The sequence below is a fragment of the Pelovirga terrestris genome, from assembly GCF_014773365.1.
Taxonomy (GTDB): domain Bacteria; phylum Desulfobacterota; class Desulfuromonadia; order Desulfuromonadales; family Geopsychrobacteraceae; genus Pelovirga; species Pelovirga terrestris.
This window is the reverse complement of the sequence record NZ_JACWUN010000003.1, coordinates 72,330-88,906: the sequence shown is the minus strand read 5'-3', so window position 1 is coordinate 88,906 and position 16,577 is coordinate 72,330. Positions and strand designations below refer to the sequence as shown.

At 53.8% G+C, this 16,577-nt stretch carries 20 protein-coding genes; 2 read left to right on the top strand and 18 right to left on the bottom strand.

Translation table 11 applies throughout. The features are described from left to right. Positions 1-106 precede the first annotated feature (106 nt). The 9 genes from ICT70_RS03445 to ICT70_RS03405 form a co-directional block, all read right to left on the bottom strand. On the bottom strand, positions 107-556 hold the full coding sequence (locus ICT70_RS03445; protein WP_191153993.1) for an FKBP-type peptidyl-prolyl cis-trans isomerase: 450 nt from the start codon (positions 554-556) through the stop codon (positions 107-109). Then, positions 553-849 carry a hypothetical protein gene (locus tag ICT70_RS03440; RefSeq protein WP_191153992.1) on the bottom strand — a complete coding sequence of 99 codons (297 nt, stop codon included), beginning with the start codon at positions 847-849 and terminating at the stop codon, positions 553-555. The genes ICT70_RS03445 and ICT70_RS03440 overlap by 4 nt, the downstream gene beginning before the upstream one ends. 4 nt (positions 850-853) lie before the next feature. Further along, positions 854-1,093: a helix-turn-helix domain-containing protein gene (locus tag ICT70_RS03435; RefSeq protein ID WP_224746788.1), complete on the bottom strand. Its 240-nt coding sequence runs from the start codon at positions 1,091-1,093 to the stop codon at positions 854-856. Between the two features lie 29 nt (positions 1,094-1,122). Next, positions 1,123-2,028 carry an ADP-ribosyl-[dinitrogen reductase] hydrolase gene (gene draG, locus ICT70_RS03430; RefSeq protein WP_191153990.1) on the bottom strand — a complete coding sequence of 302 codons (906 nt, stop codon included), beginning with the start codon at positions 2,026-2,028 and terminating at the stop codon, positions 1,123-1,125. After that, the gene (locus tag ICT70_RS03425) at positions 2,025-2,789 is read right to left on the bottom strand and encodes an NAD(+)--dinitrogen-reductase ADP-D-ribosyltransferase (RefSeq protein ID WP_337906645.1); all 765 of its coding nucleotides are present in this window, start codon (positions 2,787-2,789) and stop codon (positions 2,025-2,027) included. The genes draG and ICT70_RS03425 overlap by 4 nt, the downstream gene beginning before the upstream one ends. 40 nt (positions 2,790-2,829) lie before the next feature. Next, complete coding sequence (locus tag ICT70_RS03420) at positions 2,830-3,393, bottom strand: ANTAR domain-containing response regulator (RefSeq protein ID WP_191153989.1); 564 nt, start codon at positions 3,391-3,393, stop codon at positions 2,830-2,832. Positions 3,394-3,504: 111 nt separating this feature from the next. Further along, a complete protein-coding gene (gene amt / locus ICT70_RS03415; protein WP_191153988.1) occupies positions 3,505-4,830 on the bottom strand; it encodes an ammonium transporter in 1,326 nt (441 codons plus the stop codon). Between the two features lie 52 nt (positions 4,831-4,882). After that, positions 4,883-5,221, bottom strand: coding sequence for a P-II family nitrogen regulator (locus ICT70_RS03410; protein ID WP_191153987.1), 339 nt, complete (start codon positions 5,219-5,221; stop codon positions 4,883-4,885). Between the two features lie 294 nt (positions 5,222-5,515). Then, a complete protein-coding gene (locus ICT70_RS03405) occupies positions 5,516-7,072 on the bottom strand; it encodes an ATP-binding protein (RefSeq protein ID WP_191153986.1) in 1,557 nt (518 codons plus the stop codon). A 145-nt stretch (positions 7,073-7,217) separates the two neighbouring features. Here ICT70_RS03405 and ICT70_RS03400 point away from each other — a divergent pair, with 145 nt between their 5' ends. Further along, positions 7,218-7,478: a GSU3529 family protein gene (locus ICT70_RS03400; RefSeq protein WP_191153985.1), complete on the top strand. Its 261-nt coding sequence runs from the start codon at positions 7,218-7,220 to the stop codon at positions 7,476-7,478. Then, positions 7,475-7,723, top strand: a complete 249-nt coding sequence (locus ICT70_RS03395; RefSeq protein WP_191153984.1) for a GSU3529 family protein — start codon at positions 7,475-7,477, stop codon at positions 7,721-7,723. The genes ICT70_RS03400 and ICT70_RS03395 overlap by 4 nt, the downstream gene beginning before the upstream one ends. A gap of 72 nt (positions 7,724-7,795) precedes the next feature. Here ICT70_RS03395 and ICT70_RS03390 read toward each other — a convergent pair whose 3' ends face one another. The 9 genes from ICT70_RS03390 to lpdA all read right to left on the bottom strand — a co-directional run bounded on the left by ICT70_RS03390 (position 7,796) and on the right by lpdA (position 16,532). After that, positions 7,796-8,065 carry a Txe/YoeB family addiction module toxin gene (locus ICT70_RS03390; protein WP_191153983.1) on the bottom strand — a complete coding sequence of 90 codons (270 nt, stop codon included), beginning with the start codon at positions 8,063-8,065 and terminating at the stop codon, positions 7,796-7,798. Continuing rightward, on the bottom strand, positions 8,046-8,318 hold the full coding sequence (locus ICT70_RS03385; RefSeq protein ID WP_191153982.1) for a type II toxin-antitoxin system Phd/YefM family antitoxin: 273 nt from the start codon (positions 8,316-8,318) through the stop codon (positions 8,046-8,048). The genes ICT70_RS03390 and ICT70_RS03385 overlap by 20 nt, the downstream gene beginning before the upstream one ends. A gap of 190 nt (positions 8,319-8,508) precedes the next feature. Then, entirely contained in the window at positions 8,509-9,036 is a 528-nt protein-coding gene (xpt, locus tag ICT70_RS03380; protein ID WP_191153981.1) for a xanthine phosphoribosyltransferase, read from the bottom strand. Next, on the bottom strand, positions 9,033-9,953 hold the full coding sequence (locus ICT70_RS03375; RefSeq protein ID WP_191153980.1) for an ABC transporter permease subunit: 921 nt from the start codon (positions 9,951-9,953) through the stop codon (positions 9,033-9,035). Before ICT70_RS03375 ends, xpt begins: the two co-directional genes overlap by 4 nt. Next, on the bottom strand, positions 9,946-11,016 hold the full coding sequence (locus ICT70_RS03370) for an ABC transporter permease (RefSeq protein ID WP_191153979.1): 1,071 nt from the start codon (positions 11,014-11,016) through the stop codon (positions 9,946-9,948). Before ICT70_RS03370 ends, ICT70_RS03375 begins: the two co-directional genes overlap by 8 nt. Beyond that, entirely contained in the window at positions 11,016-12,530 is a 1,515-nt protein-coding gene (locus ICT70_RS03365) for an ABC transporter ATP-binding protein (protein ID WP_191153978.1), read from the bottom strand. Before ICT70_RS03365 ends, ICT70_RS03370 begins: the two co-directional genes overlap by 1 nt. Positions 12,531-12,578: 48 nt before the next feature. Then, positions 12,579-13,649 carry a BMP family ABC transporter substrate-binding protein gene (locus ICT70_RS03360; protein WP_191153977.1) on the bottom strand — a complete coding sequence of 357 codons (1,071 nt, stop codon included), beginning with the start codon at positions 13,647-13,649 and terminating at the stop codon, positions 12,579-12,581. A 94-nt stretch (positions 13,650-13,743) separates the two neighbouring features. Continuing rightward, a complete protein-coding gene (locus ICT70_RS03355; RefSeq protein WP_191153976.1) occupies positions 13,744-15,048 on the bottom strand; it encodes a M23 family metallopeptidase in 1,305 nt (434 codons plus the stop codon). 74 nt (positions 15,049-15,122) lie between these two features. Further along, entirely contained in the window at positions 15,123-16,532 is a 1,410-nt protein-coding gene (lpdA, locus tag ICT70_RS03350) for a dihydrolipoyl dehydrogenase (RefSeq protein ID WP_191153975.1), read from the bottom strand. Positions 16,533-16,577 lie beyond the last annotated feature (45 nt).

The window sequence follows — 16,577 nt, the reverse complement described above, 5'->3', positions numbered from 1 at the left end:
ATTTCAACTATTTTGATGTTCGCTCTAGGTGAACGCTTTTGCTTAGAAATGAGGCGCCATTGTTGATTTCCTGCCTACTTTCTGGGCAGTTTGCTGACGAATGTTGTTAGTGATCTATGGCGACCAGGGTTAAAGCAAAGGTCAGATCACATCCGGCCAGGGGGTGATTGGCGTCGAGGGTCACGCTGCTGTCATCGCATCCCATGATGCGCATGATCCGCTGTTCACCGTCGCTAAAGGTGATGGTCAGTAGCTTGCCGGGTTCCGGGATCTTATCCGGAGGGAATTGTGATCGTTCGATCTTGAGCAGATTGTCATTGCTGCGCGGACCGTACGCTTTGTTCGCCGGGATCAGGATGTTCCTGGTCTGGCCACAGTGCATGGTGCAAATTTCCTGCTCCAGAGCTGGGAACAGGGTGCCGTCACCCACCACAAAGGTCAGTGGGTCATCGCTGTCGCGGCTGTCAAAGATGGCACCATTATCGAGGGTGCCGATATAATGAAGCGTGACTCTGTTGCCAACCGCCGCTATGGTGTTCTTGTCCGGCGTTGTCATGATGGCATCCCGCGCTGCCTGGCGAAATCAACGAGAAAATCAAAGACCTGTTCACGGGTGCGGATAAAGCCGGGCATTTGCAGCAGCATCATTTCTTCGATCTTCTCCAGTACTTGTCCTTCGGCGCTGCCAATTTCATTCATGACGGCTTCGAGCATCGGCAAAACCTCGTAGAGATCGTCGCGATCAAAAGGGTGCGCATCCGGCTTGCCTTGAAATTTTGGCAGCTCCCTGGTCTGTTTCTTGTGGCGGTAGCGATAGAATAAATCTGATGGACTGATGGAGATATTCATGGCGCTATTCCTCGGCGCAACTGCCGCATCCTTTACCGCAGCCGCTGTGAATCCCAAGTTCACCGGGCTCGGCCTTGCGGTTGTCGGCTATAAAGGCTTCCAGGTCGGTTTCGTTGATAAACCATTGTCCCTGTTCTTCGGTCGCCGGAAGCAGGCCGCGCTTGATGTGCATCAGCAGATTCAGGGTGGTTGAATGGGATTTTGTCGCAGCGACACTTAAGGGTATGTCTTTACTTGTGGGCATCATCTTCTCCTTTGGTAGGATTAGCAGGATCAGTCTGTCTGGTTAAATGCCGGCGCCAGATCCAGCAACTGAGGTGTCAATTGCTCAATATCGGTGCGCACGGTACGATTGAGTTTTTTTAGCCAGGCCTGCGGCAGGCTCTCTTCTCCATAAAGGGCTCCGGCGATCATGCCGGCAATGGCTCCGGTCGTGTCCGCGTCCCCCCCCTGGTTAACCACACCCACCAGGCACTCTTCAAAGTCAGCGGTGGTGAACAAAAAATGGAAAACGGTACGTAAGGTGTCAACGATGTATCCTGAGGCCTGGCCGTTATAGTTGTTAAAACGAAAATTCGGATGTTGTTTCACCAGTTGCCGGGTCAGTTCGTGCAGGGCAAAGCGATCACCGCCGGCCAGGGCCGTATGGAGCATACGACCGATACACAAGCAACCGGCATCCGACAGTGGATGATGATGGGTCAGGTGCGCCTGTTCCAGGGTGTAGCGCTTCAGTAGATCGTCACTGCCGTAGCTGGCCAGGGCAACCGGACACATGCGCATCGCTGCACCATTACCGGCATCCCACTCATTTAACGGCATCTCCAGGGTGCCCTGGTGCAAATAGGTGCGAAGTCCCTTGCGTACCGTAGCCCCGATGTCGATCGGTTTGGAGCGCATCCAGGCAACAAAATAATCAGCAATCTGCTGGAGGTTCCAACCGCCGGAATCCACTACGGCGCGCCCTAGGGCCAGGGACATTTCGGTATCGTCAGTGACCTGCCCGGCCTTAACGCCAAGCCAACCGCCACCGATAATACGGTTGTGGATCTGGTAAGCAGCCCGGATCTCCGCCGGTAGCATGAACTCGGTAGTCGCCCCCAGGGCATCGCCCAGGGCCAGCCCGAGAAACGCTGCGCGCCCGCGTGAGAGAATCATCTGTTGCTCGTTGTCGCTCATCCGCCGATCAAAATGTTCACGTCGTAATCCCCGCCGATGACCAGATATTCATCTTCCCCTTTGAACAAGGATCTGGGCAGAACCCCGGAAAGAAAAAAAATCTTGGTCAGGGGGACTTTTGTTTGTAATACCCGGGAACCGAATTCCCAGGCCCGTTCAAAGTCGGCGGTGAAGGAATTGAGATTGTTCAGGCGCATCAGGCAGGAGTTGCCGTTTTTTTTGAGAATAATGTGATCCTCCAATTCATTGATCCCCCGGTAGAGGGTCTGGTGTGTTGTCCGGGCATTGCGGTGGAGCAGGTACTGAACGTATTCATAGAGTAGATCCAGTTGCGACAGGATGGCACTGGTACGGGCTGCGCCGCGCATCCGATCGACCAGATAACGGAAATAATCTTCTGAATGGATGCCGTCGACGGTCGTGCGGTGGAATGTCGGCAGCAGCCCGAGGCGCGATTCTACCCACCCCTTAAGGACCGCCCCCTCAATCGAATTACTGTCAAAGAGCCAGCCGCGCAAAAATCGCAAGTAGCTGTTTTTGAGACTTTTGCGGCTATTGGGCGAGTCTTCCCGTTGCCATTGATGAAGCTGAAAGGTGACATCCATGAAATCGTGAAACAGCGCGCCGCACATCTGCAGGTCGGAAATCCCGTCGAGACGTGGCAGCAGCTTGCTGAGACTTTGTGTCCCCTGGATCTGAATGCGTTGCGGATTCTCGTTGTAATGGTGTGAGGCAATCAACCAGGGGGGCAGATTGCTCAGGTTTATGGCGCTGAGATGGCTGCTGCGATGGGCGCTCAGATCATCCCTCCGTCAGCAGGATCGCTTCAGCAACCTGACCGATACTTTTGCGCTTATCCATGGCCAGTTTCTGGATCTTACGATGAGCCTGGGGTTCCGTCATCCCGTTTTTGATCAGTAGCGCTTTGGCGCGGTCGACCAGCTTGCGGGTTTCCAGACTCTCCTTGAGGGCGGCGACCTCATCGAGCAGATTAGACAGTTGAATAAACTGATGGATGGCCATGTCGACGGTAATTTTGAGTTGGTCAGCGCGGAACGGTTTCATCAGATAGTGATGGACCCCGGCCTCAATGGCCCGCGACACAGTGTCGTTATCGGTTGTGCCGGTCAACAGCACCATGGCGCCGCTGGGGTTGCTGTTGATAGTGGCGGCAGCGGTAATGCCATCCATGATCGGCATGGTGACATCCATGACGATCAACAGGGGCTGGTGGGCTGATGCCAGGGCAACCGCCTGGGATCCGTCGGCCGCTTCAAAAAGTTCATCAAAGCCGTAGTCGCTCAAGGCTTCTGCAACTTGTCGGCGTATCAGGGGCTCGTCATCAACGACCAGGGCTTTTTTCATGGGATATCCTTGTCAAGGACGGACGTGCTGCACCTGAAGCAGGTATCAGCACGTCCGGGTTACGGGTGAAACTGTTCAGCTACTGTAATACCGTTACGCACTCGGCGGTTGTTAATAGGAGCCACCGGAAGAACCAGCAGAGGAACCGCCACGAAAATCCGGATAGGCTTCCATGCCGAGTTCACTCATGTCACAACCGTTCATCTCGACTTCTTTGCTGACGCGGATGCCCACACTGTATTTCAGTGCCAGCCAGACCAGGGCACTGGCGATCAGCACAAAGGCACCCACAGCGATAATACCAATAAACTGTACCACAAAGCTGGCATCGGAATTGGTCAGTGGTACCGCCAGGGTTCCCCAGATGCCGCAAACCAGGTGAACCGAGATGGCGCCGACGACATCATCGATTTTGAGCTTGTCGAGCAGCGGAATAGCTAGTATCACCAGAATGCCACCGATGGCACCGATGATCACCGCCATGCCGGGTGACGGCGTTGAAGGTTCAGCGGTAATCGATACCAGTCCGGCCAGAGCACCGTTCAGGGCCATGGACAAATCAACCTTTTTGTAGATCAGTTGCAGCATGATGATGGCGGCAACCAGACCACCGGCAGCGGCAAGATTGGTGTTGAGATAGACATTTGACATTTCGATGACGGCGTCGGCCGAGCCCAGGGCCAGAACCGAACCACCATTAAAGCCAAACCAGCCCATCCACAGGATAAAGGTCCCGAGGGTTGCCAGGGGCATATTGGAACCGGGCAGGGGGGTGATCCTTCCATCCTTCCCATATTTTCCGGTTCTGGCGCCAAGAATCATCGCCCCGGCGAGAGCGGCCCAGCCGCCGACTGAGTGAACGATGGTGGACCCGGCGTAATCGGCAAAGCCCATCTCATCAAGCCAGCCACCACCCCAACTCCAGGCGCCCTGGATCGGGTAGATGACAGCGGTCAGGACGACAACAAAACCCAGGAAAGGCCAGAGCTTAATACGTTCAGCGATGGTGCCGGAAACAACCGAAGCAGCGGTTGCGACAAACACCATCTGGAAAAACCAGTCGGATCCAGTGGCATATTCGCCGGAATAATCCCCACCCAGGGCGGCGGCATCATCTGCCCCCCAAAGGCCAAGGCTACCGATAAAGCCACCGTCGACATTGGCGTACATCAGGTTGTAGCCGATCAGGTAATAGAGGATGCCGGCGATAGAGTACAAAGAGATATTTTTCAGGCAGATGGTCGCAACGTTTTTGGAGCGCACCATGCCGGCTTCGAGCATGGAAAAGCCGGCGGCCATCCACATGACCAGTACACCACTGATCAGAAAGGAAAAGCTGTTAAGGATGTAGGCGACCTCGGTAATGGGGGCCTCTTCAGCCAGCGCCAGACTCGGCAGCAGAACCAGCCCGGCCAGTAATATCAGGTGTTTTTTCATTCTCGTTCTCCTTTTTTGCGCGAAATAGGGTGGGTTTTATGTCTGTCCAGGATTAAAGAGATTCTTCGCCGGATTCGCCGGTACGGATGCGGATTGATTGCTCTATATTGCTGACGAAAATTTTGCCATCACCGATGCGTCCGGTACCCGCAGCGGTTTTGATTGCTTCAACCAGTTCACTCACCCGGTCGTCGCTGGTGACCAGTTCAAGTTTAATTTTCGGAATAAAATCAACCTGGTACTCGGCTCCACGATAAAGTTCGGTGTGTCCCTTCTGGCGACCAAAGCCACGAACCTCACTAACGGTCATGCCGGTGATACCACGTTCACAAATTGCGCTCTTGACGTCTTCAAGCTTGAACGGTTTGATAATGCATTCCACTTTTTTCATCTGCTGACCTCTTCTTTGTCGGTGTTAAAATATAAAAGGCGCAATGAACCCATCCTTGTGGGTGCAGAGCGCCTTTGCTCAAGTTTATTCCGATTGTATAATGCTGTTGTGATGGGTCAGCCCACATCAGGATGCTGATTGATGAAGAGCTAGTCTGTTGTTTAGCATGGTCTGTGCCAACTTCTTCAGGCTGTTGTTTGCCCCGTTGTGATACCCGGCATTAGGAAAAGAGTGCCTTTTTTTTGTGCATTGAGCCGGCGCTTGGACAAAAAACGTGCAAGCAGATAGGGAGGTTCACCGAGGTAACTGCAATTTGAAGCAGCTACCTCCTCCCAGATTGTCGTCAACCGTCAAGCTGCCCTGATAGGCAGTGACAATTTTGCGGCAGAGATATAGGCCAAGGCCTGTACCTGTGCCATCCTTGCGATGGGTAATAAAGGGCTCAAAAATCTGCTCTTTGAGGTGATCGGGAATGCCGGGACCGGTATCGGCGATATTGACCTGCAGTTGATCTGATGTGGAGTGGGTGCTGATATGAATTGTTCCGTGCGGTTCCATGGCCTGGATTGCATTGAGAACAAGGTTGATAAATATTTGTTTGAACTTGTTGCCATCCACATCAACTAGCGGCAACTCCTTGAAACTCTTGATGATATCAACTTGATGTTTTTTAATCTCGTAGGTTAGCAGGATCAGCACATCCTCGATGGTCTGGTTGAGATCGGTCGGGGCGCGGTGATCCTCCTGGCGCCCTGAATAGGTCAGCAATTCCGAGGTCAGATGGGAAAGACGCTCTACCTCCAGGCCGATCCGTTCGAGCAGCTCGCGACCCTGTTCCGAAGGGGTCTCGGTTTCCTCGAGTATCTGGCAGGCGTAGCTGATGACCGCTAATGGATTGTTAATTTCATGGGCGATACCTGCACTCATGCGCCCGACTTCAACGAGTTTTTCCGACTGAATAGTTTGTGCCAGCAGTTGCTCGAATTCGGTGATATCTTCGACGACGATGACGGCACCTACGGTTTCGTTATCGTCTTTCAGGGGTGATAAAAACCGATTCTGCAGACGGTTCTGGCCACTCTGACCCCGGTGAACAATGCGCAACTGCTGGGCCTCTCCGCTGCTTAAAACATCACGAAGGCGCTCGGCAATTCCTTCCTCTTCGAGGGTCGGGAACAGTTCAAGTAACGACTTGCCGCCGGCCTCAGCGGCGCTGATGCCGCTCATCCGCGTCATACTGGGATTCCATGAGGTAATGCGCAGATGCTGGTCAACCGTGTACAGACCGATACTGATGCTGGTCAGGATCTGTTCATTGAGGTGGTGGAGCTGTTCCTTTTCCCGCGACACCTGGCACAGGTCGCGGTAGAGGTGAGCATTGTCGATGGCGATAGCCGCCTGACCGGCCAGGATCGTCAGGGTGTCACAGTCCTGGGCGGTAAAGGCGTCCGGCTGGCGGCTTTCGACGTTAAAGACTCCAATGACCTTATCGCGGGCGATCAACGGGACGGCCATTTCCGAACGGGCAGCGTCAATGCCGGGGATGTAGTCATCCTCAGGTGCAATATTATTAATCAGATAGGGGCGTCCAAATTTGGCAGCCTTGCCCATGATCCCCTGACCGAGGCCGATGGGGCGGGAGATCGCATCTTCGCTGTAGCCATAGCTGGCGGCCGTTTCCAGGGTGTTGGTTGCTGGATTGAGCAGGCGGATGATCGCATTGTCAAAGGTGAAAACCTCTTGAGATACCTCCAGAATTCTCTGCAGGAGGGGATCAATATCAGTGATGGCGGCGAGTTCTTTGCCGATATCAAGCAGGGCGCGGAATAGTAGCTGGTTCTGCTGAAACATCGATGGCTGTCCCTTTCGTCATAGCGTTCTTGACAGCAGGAGTTAGCACAGATGATGCCAATAATGTTAGAATATCCCCTGGTCTGATGATGAACGCACAACAATCGCTATCCTTGTTAATGCAACGAAAAAAAGGAGTGTGACGATGTCCCAAGTTTTCGCTGAACTTGAACTGGCAACCCGTGAGCAGTACGACCATGGTGACCTGCCTAAATGGTTGGCAGACCCGGTGCTTCAGGTGGCATGCAATCCGACGGACTATGAAGATAAGGAGTACCTGGTGGAAATTCTGCTGGATCAGGTGCGCGAGTATGATGTCTATGCTGAAGCGGGATGCTGCAAGTGGGCGTATGACCACGAGGATATCGCCAGAACCCTGCGCTGGCTGGAGGAGGGGCAAGAATGATTTTTGCGCAACTCCAGATGGTGCTGAAGACCGCTCAGGATGAGCAGGAATTGCCTGATTATCTGGCTGAGCAGGTGCAGTTTATTATCGATCAGCAGGACCAATTCAGGGCGAGAAAGCAGGAGATTGAAAACCTGATTGAACAGGTCGCGCACTATGATACCTACGGCCAGACCGGGTATCTGGGGATGGGGGTCAATAACGTCATTCTTGGTAACACGTTGAAGCGGTTGCTCGATGCGTGATTGTTGAAGATCAACACCAGGACCGCGGGGTCGCGGCCCCGCCCGCCGCCGCTTATCTCAAACCGTTAAGACTCACAATTGATCGTAATGTCCGCCGATTGCAAAAATATAAAGGTATTTATCGTCGTATTTGTAAACAACCCGATCTTTTTGACTTAGCCTGCGTGACCAAAAGCCGGTAAGGTTGTGTCGAAGAGCTTCAGGTTTCCCCGTTCCGGTAGCAGGATCACCTCTGAGCATTTCTTTCAAAATGGTGCATAGGGCCTTATGGATAGGTTTATCTTTTGTTCTGAGTTCTTCATAGGTGGCCCAAGTGTTACCCTCAAACACCAAGGATCTCATTGGTTTCCCCTGTCGTTGGTGGGTACCCAGAACGCTCGCTATGTGTCCGAGTTGATTCGGCTATTTGTTTCATAAGGCTGGTGTTTTGCAGAACATAAAGGGTTTCTTGCTCGCGTTCCCAGTCATCCGCGCCAATGATCACAAAGTCCTCACCACTTCGGCGAGTGACTTTCAGCGGCACATGCTGGTGAGTAACTTGCTCTACAAAGTTTTTTAAATTGTCCCGGAACTTGTTGACACTCACAGTATCCATAGAAAACCTCCATTTCGGTACGGCAGTACCGTACACAATAGCAGAGAGGCCCTAACAATGCAATCAAGCGGATGGAAAGGGGCCAGGTGCTTCCCCAAAAAACAAAATCAAATTGAGGTAGTAGGCCGTGCCTTCACTTCGCCAGCGCTTAGCGCGAACCGTTAGCAGAACTTTTGACCCTTCAGGATTGTTACAGCGCCTTCAATTCATCCAGATGAAGAACCGACAGGATATCCTCACGTTTTGACTTGTTGACAATGACCGCGCAGCCAACCAGCTCGGCCCGTGCCTGGCGGATGATTTCGGAGAGGGCCTTAAGGGTTGTTCCCTTGGCGAAAAAGTCATCGATAAACAGAACCTTCTCGCCGGGTTGCAACACCTCGTGGGAAACGTAAAGGGTTGTCGCTTCCTGCTTGGTAAAGGAATAACTGCTGGCGGTGTAAAACTTTTTCATCGTGATGGAACGTTTTTTCTTGGCAAAGATGAACGGAATCTTCAGGGCGGTGGCAACCGCCTGGGCGATCATGATGCCACTGCTTTCAGCCGTGATGATCTTGTCAATCTGCTGGTTGGCAAAGCGTGCAGCCAGATCCTGGCCGATCTTCTCCATCAATAATGGATCAACCATGTGATTGAGAAAACTGTCGACCTTGACGACATCCCCTTGAATTGAGCCTTCCCGGCGAAAACGTTCAAGTAACTCCTGGGCAACTGTCATTTGCGATCCTCACGATCATAGGGCAAACCGAGCCCCTGGGGTTGTTGGCTGGATCCTTTTTGCAGACGGATGGTTGATACTACCAGGACAAGGATAGTAAACACATAGGGGAGCATCTGCAGGACATGGGTACTGATGTCGGTGCCTATGGCCTGAAAACGCAGCTGCATGGCGGTGATTCCACCGAACAGATAGGCGCCGAACATGGCTTTACCGCTTGACCAGCCGGAAAAAATCACCAGGGCGACGGCGACCCAGCCGCGTCCGGCAGACATGTTTTCAATCCACATAGGAGTCATTGCCAGACTTAAGTAGGCACCACCGATACCTACCAGGCCGGCGCCGGTGGTGACGGCAAAAAAGCGATACAGACTGACCGAGATACCACAGGTGTCGGCTGCCGCCGGATTCTCACCGACCGTCCGCAAGGCAAGACCCGTACGGGTGCGATAGAGAAAAAACCAGAGCAGAAACACCAGGACAAAGCTGGTGTAAATGAGCAGATCCTGCTGAAAAAAAGGACGACCGATAATGGGTAGCTGGGACAATCCGGGAAGCGGCAGGCGTTCAAGGCCACCGATGGTTAGACCGACCATCCCGCGGCCGAACAGAGCGGTGACCCCGATACCAAACATGGTTAGAGCCAGCCCGCTGACGATTTGATTGCCACGCAGTTGTACGGTAATCAGCGCATGAATGCTGCCGGCGACAAAGGTGACAGCAAATGCCGCCAGGATACCGATCAATGGCGAACCTGAATAGAAGGTGCCGGCAAAACCGGCCAGGGCACCGATCAGCATCAATCCTTCTATGCCCAGATTGATAATACCTGCCCGTTCATTCAGGATCGCACCCAGGGTCGCGAACAGAATCGGGGTGCCCGCCCGCACGGTTGCATCAAGCAGAATTTCAACCACCTTGTGCTCCTTTGATCAGCTTGACTCGATACTGGATGAAAAAATCGGACCCGAGCAGGAAAAACAGGATCAATCCCTGGAACGCATAGACAAAGGCAATAGGCAACTGCCACAGCATCTGCAGGCTGTCACCACCGACCAGCAGGATCCCCATCAATAAGGAGACAATGATGACGCCCAGGGCGCTGCGTCGGGCGAGCCAGGCGATAATAATGGCGGTATAGCCGTAACCGGATGAGATACCGTGCTGAAGACGATACTGAAGGCCGGCCACTTCACTTAAGCCGGCCACTCCGGCAATCGCACCGCTGAGAAACAGCACGGCAAAGATGGCGACGCCGGTGCGCATCCCGGCATAACGGGCAGCCTGCGGATTGCTGCCGATGACCTTGATCTGATAGCCCCAGACGGTGCGTTCCATCAACAGATAGAGCAACAGCGCGCAGAACAAGGCAAGAAAAAATCCGCTATGAAGCCGGGTATCAAAAAAATTGGCGAAACGGGCTGCCTCGGAGAACTGGGCAGTCAGGGGGAAATTAAACCCTTGTGGATCACGCCAGGGACCGTAAATAAGATAATTGACAAATAAAATGGCGATATAGTTCATCATCAGGGTGACGATGACTTCGTTGACCCGCCAGCGGGCGCGCAGCACGCCGGCAACCCCGGCCCAGAGACCACCACAGATAAAGGCCGCACAAAACATGGTGATCATCAGCAGCCAATGATTCTCCAGCCCTGAGAAGAGGGCCACCCAGGTCGCTCCCATCGCCCCCATGTAGATCTGTCCTTCGGCGCCAATGTTCCAGATCTGCATACGAAAAGCCAGGCTGACACCAAGTCCGGCAAAGATCAAGGGGGTTGCTTTGACCAGGGTTTCAGAGAGACCGTAGGTTGAACCGACCGCCTCATAAAGGATTTCACGATAGGCATCTAAGGGGTTGATGCCGGCGGCCAGAATCAGCCCTCCGGCAAACAGCAGGGCGACCACGATAGAGACCATCGGGGCGCTAAAGCGGAGCAGGGCAGATGAGGTGTCGCGCCGTTCAATGACGAGTTTCATCAGGGCTGTTCCCGCTGTTCGCCGCTCATCATCAGACCGATCTCTTCGCGGCTGGTCTGGCGGGGATCGGCATAGCCGATCAATCTGCCGCGAAACATCACGGCAATGCGGTCGCTGAGTTTGAGCAGTTCGTCCAAATCTTCGGCGATCAGAATCGTGCTCATGCCCCGTCCGGCACCATCGACAATGACCTTGTGAATATACTCGGCACTGCCGATATCCAGACCGCGGGTGGGGTAAAGGGCTACCAGCACCCGTGGTTGTTCGGACAGTTCCCGGGCAATGATGACCTTTTGAATATTACCACCGGAGAGATAGCGTACCGGTGATCCTTCAGGACCGGCTTTGATCGCAAAGCGTGATACTTTTTCTTCAGCATTGCGGCGAATGGCACGGCGATTCTGGAAAACCCCACGCCGGAAAAGGGTATTTTTAAAACTCTTCATGATCAGATTGTCGGCAACATCGAGATCGGGGGCGATGCCGATGCTTTTACGGTCTTCCGGAATGTGGGCAATACCGGAAATATAAGAGGCGCGGGCAGTACTGTGGGTCATATCCATATCACCGGCGAAAATCTTTCCCTTGTTTATTTCCTTAAGCCCGGTCAGCGCCTCAGCCAGAGCTTTCTGGCCGTTGCCGGCGACCCCGGCAATGCCGAGGATTTCACCTTCTTTTAGCTGCAGGCTGAAATCATCAAGATCTGCCAGACCACGATCATTGCGCACTGAGAGGTTTCTTATATCAAGGACGACTTTTTCCGACATCTGCAGGTTCTTTTGCCACTCGGGGATGCGATCCTGACCGATCATCAGCCTTGCCAGGATGTCAGCATTGAACTCTGCCCTCTTCAGAGTGGCGATGCTGCTCCCTTTTTTCAGTATCGTCACCCGGTCGGAAATCTCCATGACCTCACGCATCTTGTGGGAAATAAAGATGATACTTTTCCCCTGTTGTTGTAACAGGCGCAGCACCTTGAACAGGCGGTCGGTTTCCTGGGGGGTGAGAACGGCTGTCGGTTCATCGAGGATCAGCAAACGACAATCGCGCAGCAGCAGCTTGATCAACTCAATCCATTGCTGGGCGCCGATGGATAGCTTCCACACGTCGGCATCCAGATCAAGATCGAGTTCAAAGGTGTCGATCAGTTTCTGCATTTTCTGTTGATAGTGCTTGCGGTTATAGAACTGGGGAACCCTCTCCAGAGCGAGAAGAATATTTTCAAAGACGCTATGTGCCGGAACCAGCATGAAGTGTTGATGGACCATGCCGATACCGCGTGACAGGGAATCACGGGGACTGGTGAAATGGACGGGCTCACCGGCCAGCTGCATGTGTCCGGAGTCAGGATGGTACAACCCGGTCAGGACATTCATCAGGGTGCTCTTGCCGGCGCCGTTTTCGCCCAGTAGGGTGTGGATTTCGCCAGGCGCAACAGTAAAGGAGACATCGTCAAGAGCGACAACGCCGGGAAAGGTTTTTCGAATATTCTGGATTTGCAGCAGTTCTGGCATAAAGAATCGGCACGCCCGTTACCGGGCGTGCCGTCGTAGGAGGTCGATTTATTTGCTAAGAGTCCCCTGAACACCTTCGACAAAGAAGTTCATGCTCAGCATCTCACCATCGCTCATGGTTTCACCTGCGCCAAGGACCTGGTGACCATCGCGATCTTTCAACGGCCCGGTGAAGGGATGGAGGGTGCCGGCGACAATAGCTGCGGTACGCTCTTGCACCAGCGCTTTAACGTCGTCAGGAACCTTGGCATGGATATCGGCCAGACCCACAAGGCCGTCCTTAACCCCCCACCAGATCTGTTCCGATTTCCAGGTGCCGTTATGTACTGCTTCAGCTAATTGGGTATAAAGAGCCCCCCAGTTCCAGACCGGCGCGGTCAAAAAAGCGTTGGGAGCAAAGTGGCGCATGTCGCTGTTGTAGCCGATGACGTAGGCGCCACGAGCTTCAGCGGCCTGCAGGGTTGCCGGAGCATCCTGATGCATGGCAAGAACATCGGCACCGACATCCAGCAGGCTGTCGGCGGCATCCCGCTCGACCCCCGGATCAAACCAGGTCTGGGTCCAGACAACCCGGACCTGAGCTTCGGGATTAACGCTGCGAACACCGAGGGTGAAGGCATTGATGCCGCGGATAACTTCCGGAATCGGGAAGGCGGCGACATAGCCGATGATGTTTTTGGTTGTCATCTTACCGGCGATGATGCCGGAGAGGTAACGTGGCTCGTACATGCGTCCGAAGTAGGTGCCGACATTCTCGGCAGTTTTGTAGCCCGAACAATGCATGAAGATCACATCTTTGTTGCGCTTGGCAACATCGATAGTGGCATCCATGTAGCCGAAACTTGTCGTCAATATCAGATTATGGCCGCGTCGGACGAGGCCGTTAATGACCCGGGCCGATTCAGCCCCTTCGGGAACCGACTCGATATAGGTAGAGGGCTCGACAAAGGGGAGTTTCTCCATCTCAAGTCGGCCGAGGTCGTGGGCATAGGTCCAGCCGGCATCACCAACGGGACCAACATAGACGAAGCCTGCCTTGATCTGCTTGTCCTGTGCCAGAACCGGTCCAGCAAATCCGCACAGGAGTATAACCAGTGCCATTACCATTGTTTTTTTCATCGGATCATCCTTCTAACGCATCAGAGAAAAGGGGAAAAATTACCACAGCAGCCGCTGTTGCAAGTCAAACTGGCCGCAAGAGCCGGCAAAACAATTATTCCACTTGCAGTTTACTGTCGATGTTGTTGTGCTGCCAGTTGGCATCCCACCACTCGATCGGCTGCACCGGAATGCCGTTAACCAGAACTTCAAAATGTAGATGATCCCCCCCGGCCAGGCCGGTGACGCCACTGCGGCCAATGACGTCGCCACGACGCACCTGCTGACCAACCTCAACCTGACTCTGACTCAAGTGGGCGTAGAGGGTCTGGATGCCGATGCCGTGATCAATGACGATACAGAGTCCGTAGATGCCGAGAAAATCACTGAAGACAACCTTCCCGGTGTTAGCGGCAACAATGTCATCCTGAGCAATCGACGCCAGGTCATAGCCGAGGTGAACGGTGCGGTCGATCTCTTTGTCTTTATATAAATAGGTGCGGTGATCGGCAAAAAGCGCCAATGGCGCCGCTCTTGGTTGGCGCAGGAAGACCCCTTCCCATAGCGGCTCGCCGGCAGTTTCTGCCGCCAGGGCAGCTACTGCGGCACGATTTTCTTTGCGGATCTGTTGGTTGATGTAGAGAAATGTCTCCAGTGGGGTATCGAACTTTGGTACCTGATGGGTAAATTCAGGCAGGGTCATGTCGAGAAAACTGTCGCTGATGTTAATCTGACGCTGGCGAAACTGCTGGTTGTTGGCACGGTAATAAATGCCGGCCTGGCGTTCATTGTCAGCGAGGTCGACAGCGACTATCCGTGGAACAAATTCCTTGGGATCCAGATAGTAGGGGAAGGTCACAGCACTGACATACCTGCCTGACGATTGTTGAAACGCCGGGAAGAAGTGCTCGCCGAAGACAATCCCGGTGCGTTTGACGGGCTCATCCAGGGAATAGGTGACCAGCCCGGCACCACCACGGGTAAAATTGTGGGCACGACTGATCACCGAGATTGCCGGTGGGCGGGAGTCATAGATCAGTTCAACTACTTCTTGAGCTGTGTTGCCTTTACCTAAGCGGTAGATGGCTTGATCGGTGGCCGTGACTTCGATGGTGAAAGCTCCTTCGCGCAGGCGCAGACCTTCCAGGCTCAGCTCGATGGTCTCCTGTTCCCGTGGCGCTGGAAACTCCTGGCGACTTAACAAAACACGCAGCTCTCCCTGGACCAGATAAACATCGACCTCTTTAAGTCCTGTGCCTTCATCACCGACCAACAGGTTTAAGGGGGTCGCCGGCGAGACCGGTCCGCTGGCCGGAGTCAAAGCAACCTGGGGTGGAGCGGTGTCACGAAAATAGGCGATAGCGGCGATGATCAGGGCGATCAGTACGACGACAAGTAGCAGTTTTTTAAACGATTTCAATGCTTGATCCTTTATCAGGTGCAGTTGGTGTTTTCATTTGGTGGTTAACAGAGCAGTCTTACCATGGATTTCTATCAGGCATGAATAGCTTCTTTGTTAACGGCCAGTGCAGCCTCTTTAAACGTTTCCGACAGGGTTGGATGAGCAAATGAGGTAACGGCCAGATCATGGATGCTGCCGCCAAAGGAATAGACGGTTGCCGCCGGGGCAATCAGTTCCGAGGCGTGGGGTCCGACAATGTGGACGCCAAGAATCCGTCCGCTGTCAGGAGTGGCCAGGACCTTGATGAACCCATCGCTCATGCCGCTGCACAGGGCACGGCCATTGGCGTTAAAGAAGAATTTGCCGGCGTTGAACGTGATCCCCTTGTTCTTGAGTTGCTCCTCGGTATGGCCGACCGAAGCCACCTCCGGCCAGGTGTAGGTGACGGCAGGGATGCCCGGATAGTTGATGGTTGCCGCCTGACCCGCCAGACGTTCGGCAAAGACGACCCCTTCATCACTGGCTTTATGGGCCAGCATCGGGCCTGCGACCAGATCTCCAATGGCATAAATGCCTGGTGTTGTCGTTTGGAAATTTTCATCAATATCAAGCTGCCCGGCCTTGTTGGGTTGTAAATCGACCACTTCCAGATTCAAGTCATCGGTACGAGCGCGGCGCCCAGCGGCGACCAGGATTTTGTCGCAGATGACCTCTTCCAGTTTGTCATCAGCATTCAAGGTAGCGGTAATCTCTTTGTCAGCCACAGCAATTTTATCCAGACGGGTCTTCAGACGGATGTCAAGCCCCTGTTTTTTTAAACTGCGCTGCAGGGTTTGAGCGATTTGGGGGTCGGTTTGCGGCAGAATCTGGGGCAGCATTTCCACCACCGTGACCTGGGCGCCGAGGCGACTCCAGACCGAGCCCATCTCCAGGCCGATCACGCCACCTCCGACTACCAGCAGGCGCTTTGGTACGTCCGTCAGGCTCAGGGCATCACGGGCGTTGATGATTTTATCGCCATCAAAAGGGAGGTGCTTCAGTTCGATGGCTTCACTGCCGGTGGCGAGCAGGATCCTTTTGGCGCTAAGTTCCTGCTCCTTGTCCGCCCGGATGGTCACCCGGCAGGTATCGCCATCTTTAGGCAACAGTTTGGCCGCCCCCTGATAAACCTTGATTTTGTTTTTTTTCATCAGCCCGGCAATGCCGCCGGTCAGCTTGCTGACGATCTCCTCTTTGCGGGTCATCATCTGTTTCAGGTTCAGTTTGACCTCACCGACATCGACACCGTGTTCTGCCAGTTCGTGACGGGTGCGGGCAAAATGTTCACTTGATTCAAGCAACGCCTTGCTCGGAATACATCCTTCATTAAGGCAAACCCCACCCAGAGTGTCGCGCTTTTCCACCAGAGCGACGTTGAATCCCAACTGTGCGGCACGGATGGCGGCGACGTAACCGCCTGGGCCGGCGCCGATAACGATCAGATCATAATGTGTATCAGACATGGATAATTAAACTCCTTAACCCGTAAGTTTTAAGGGGACGTGGCG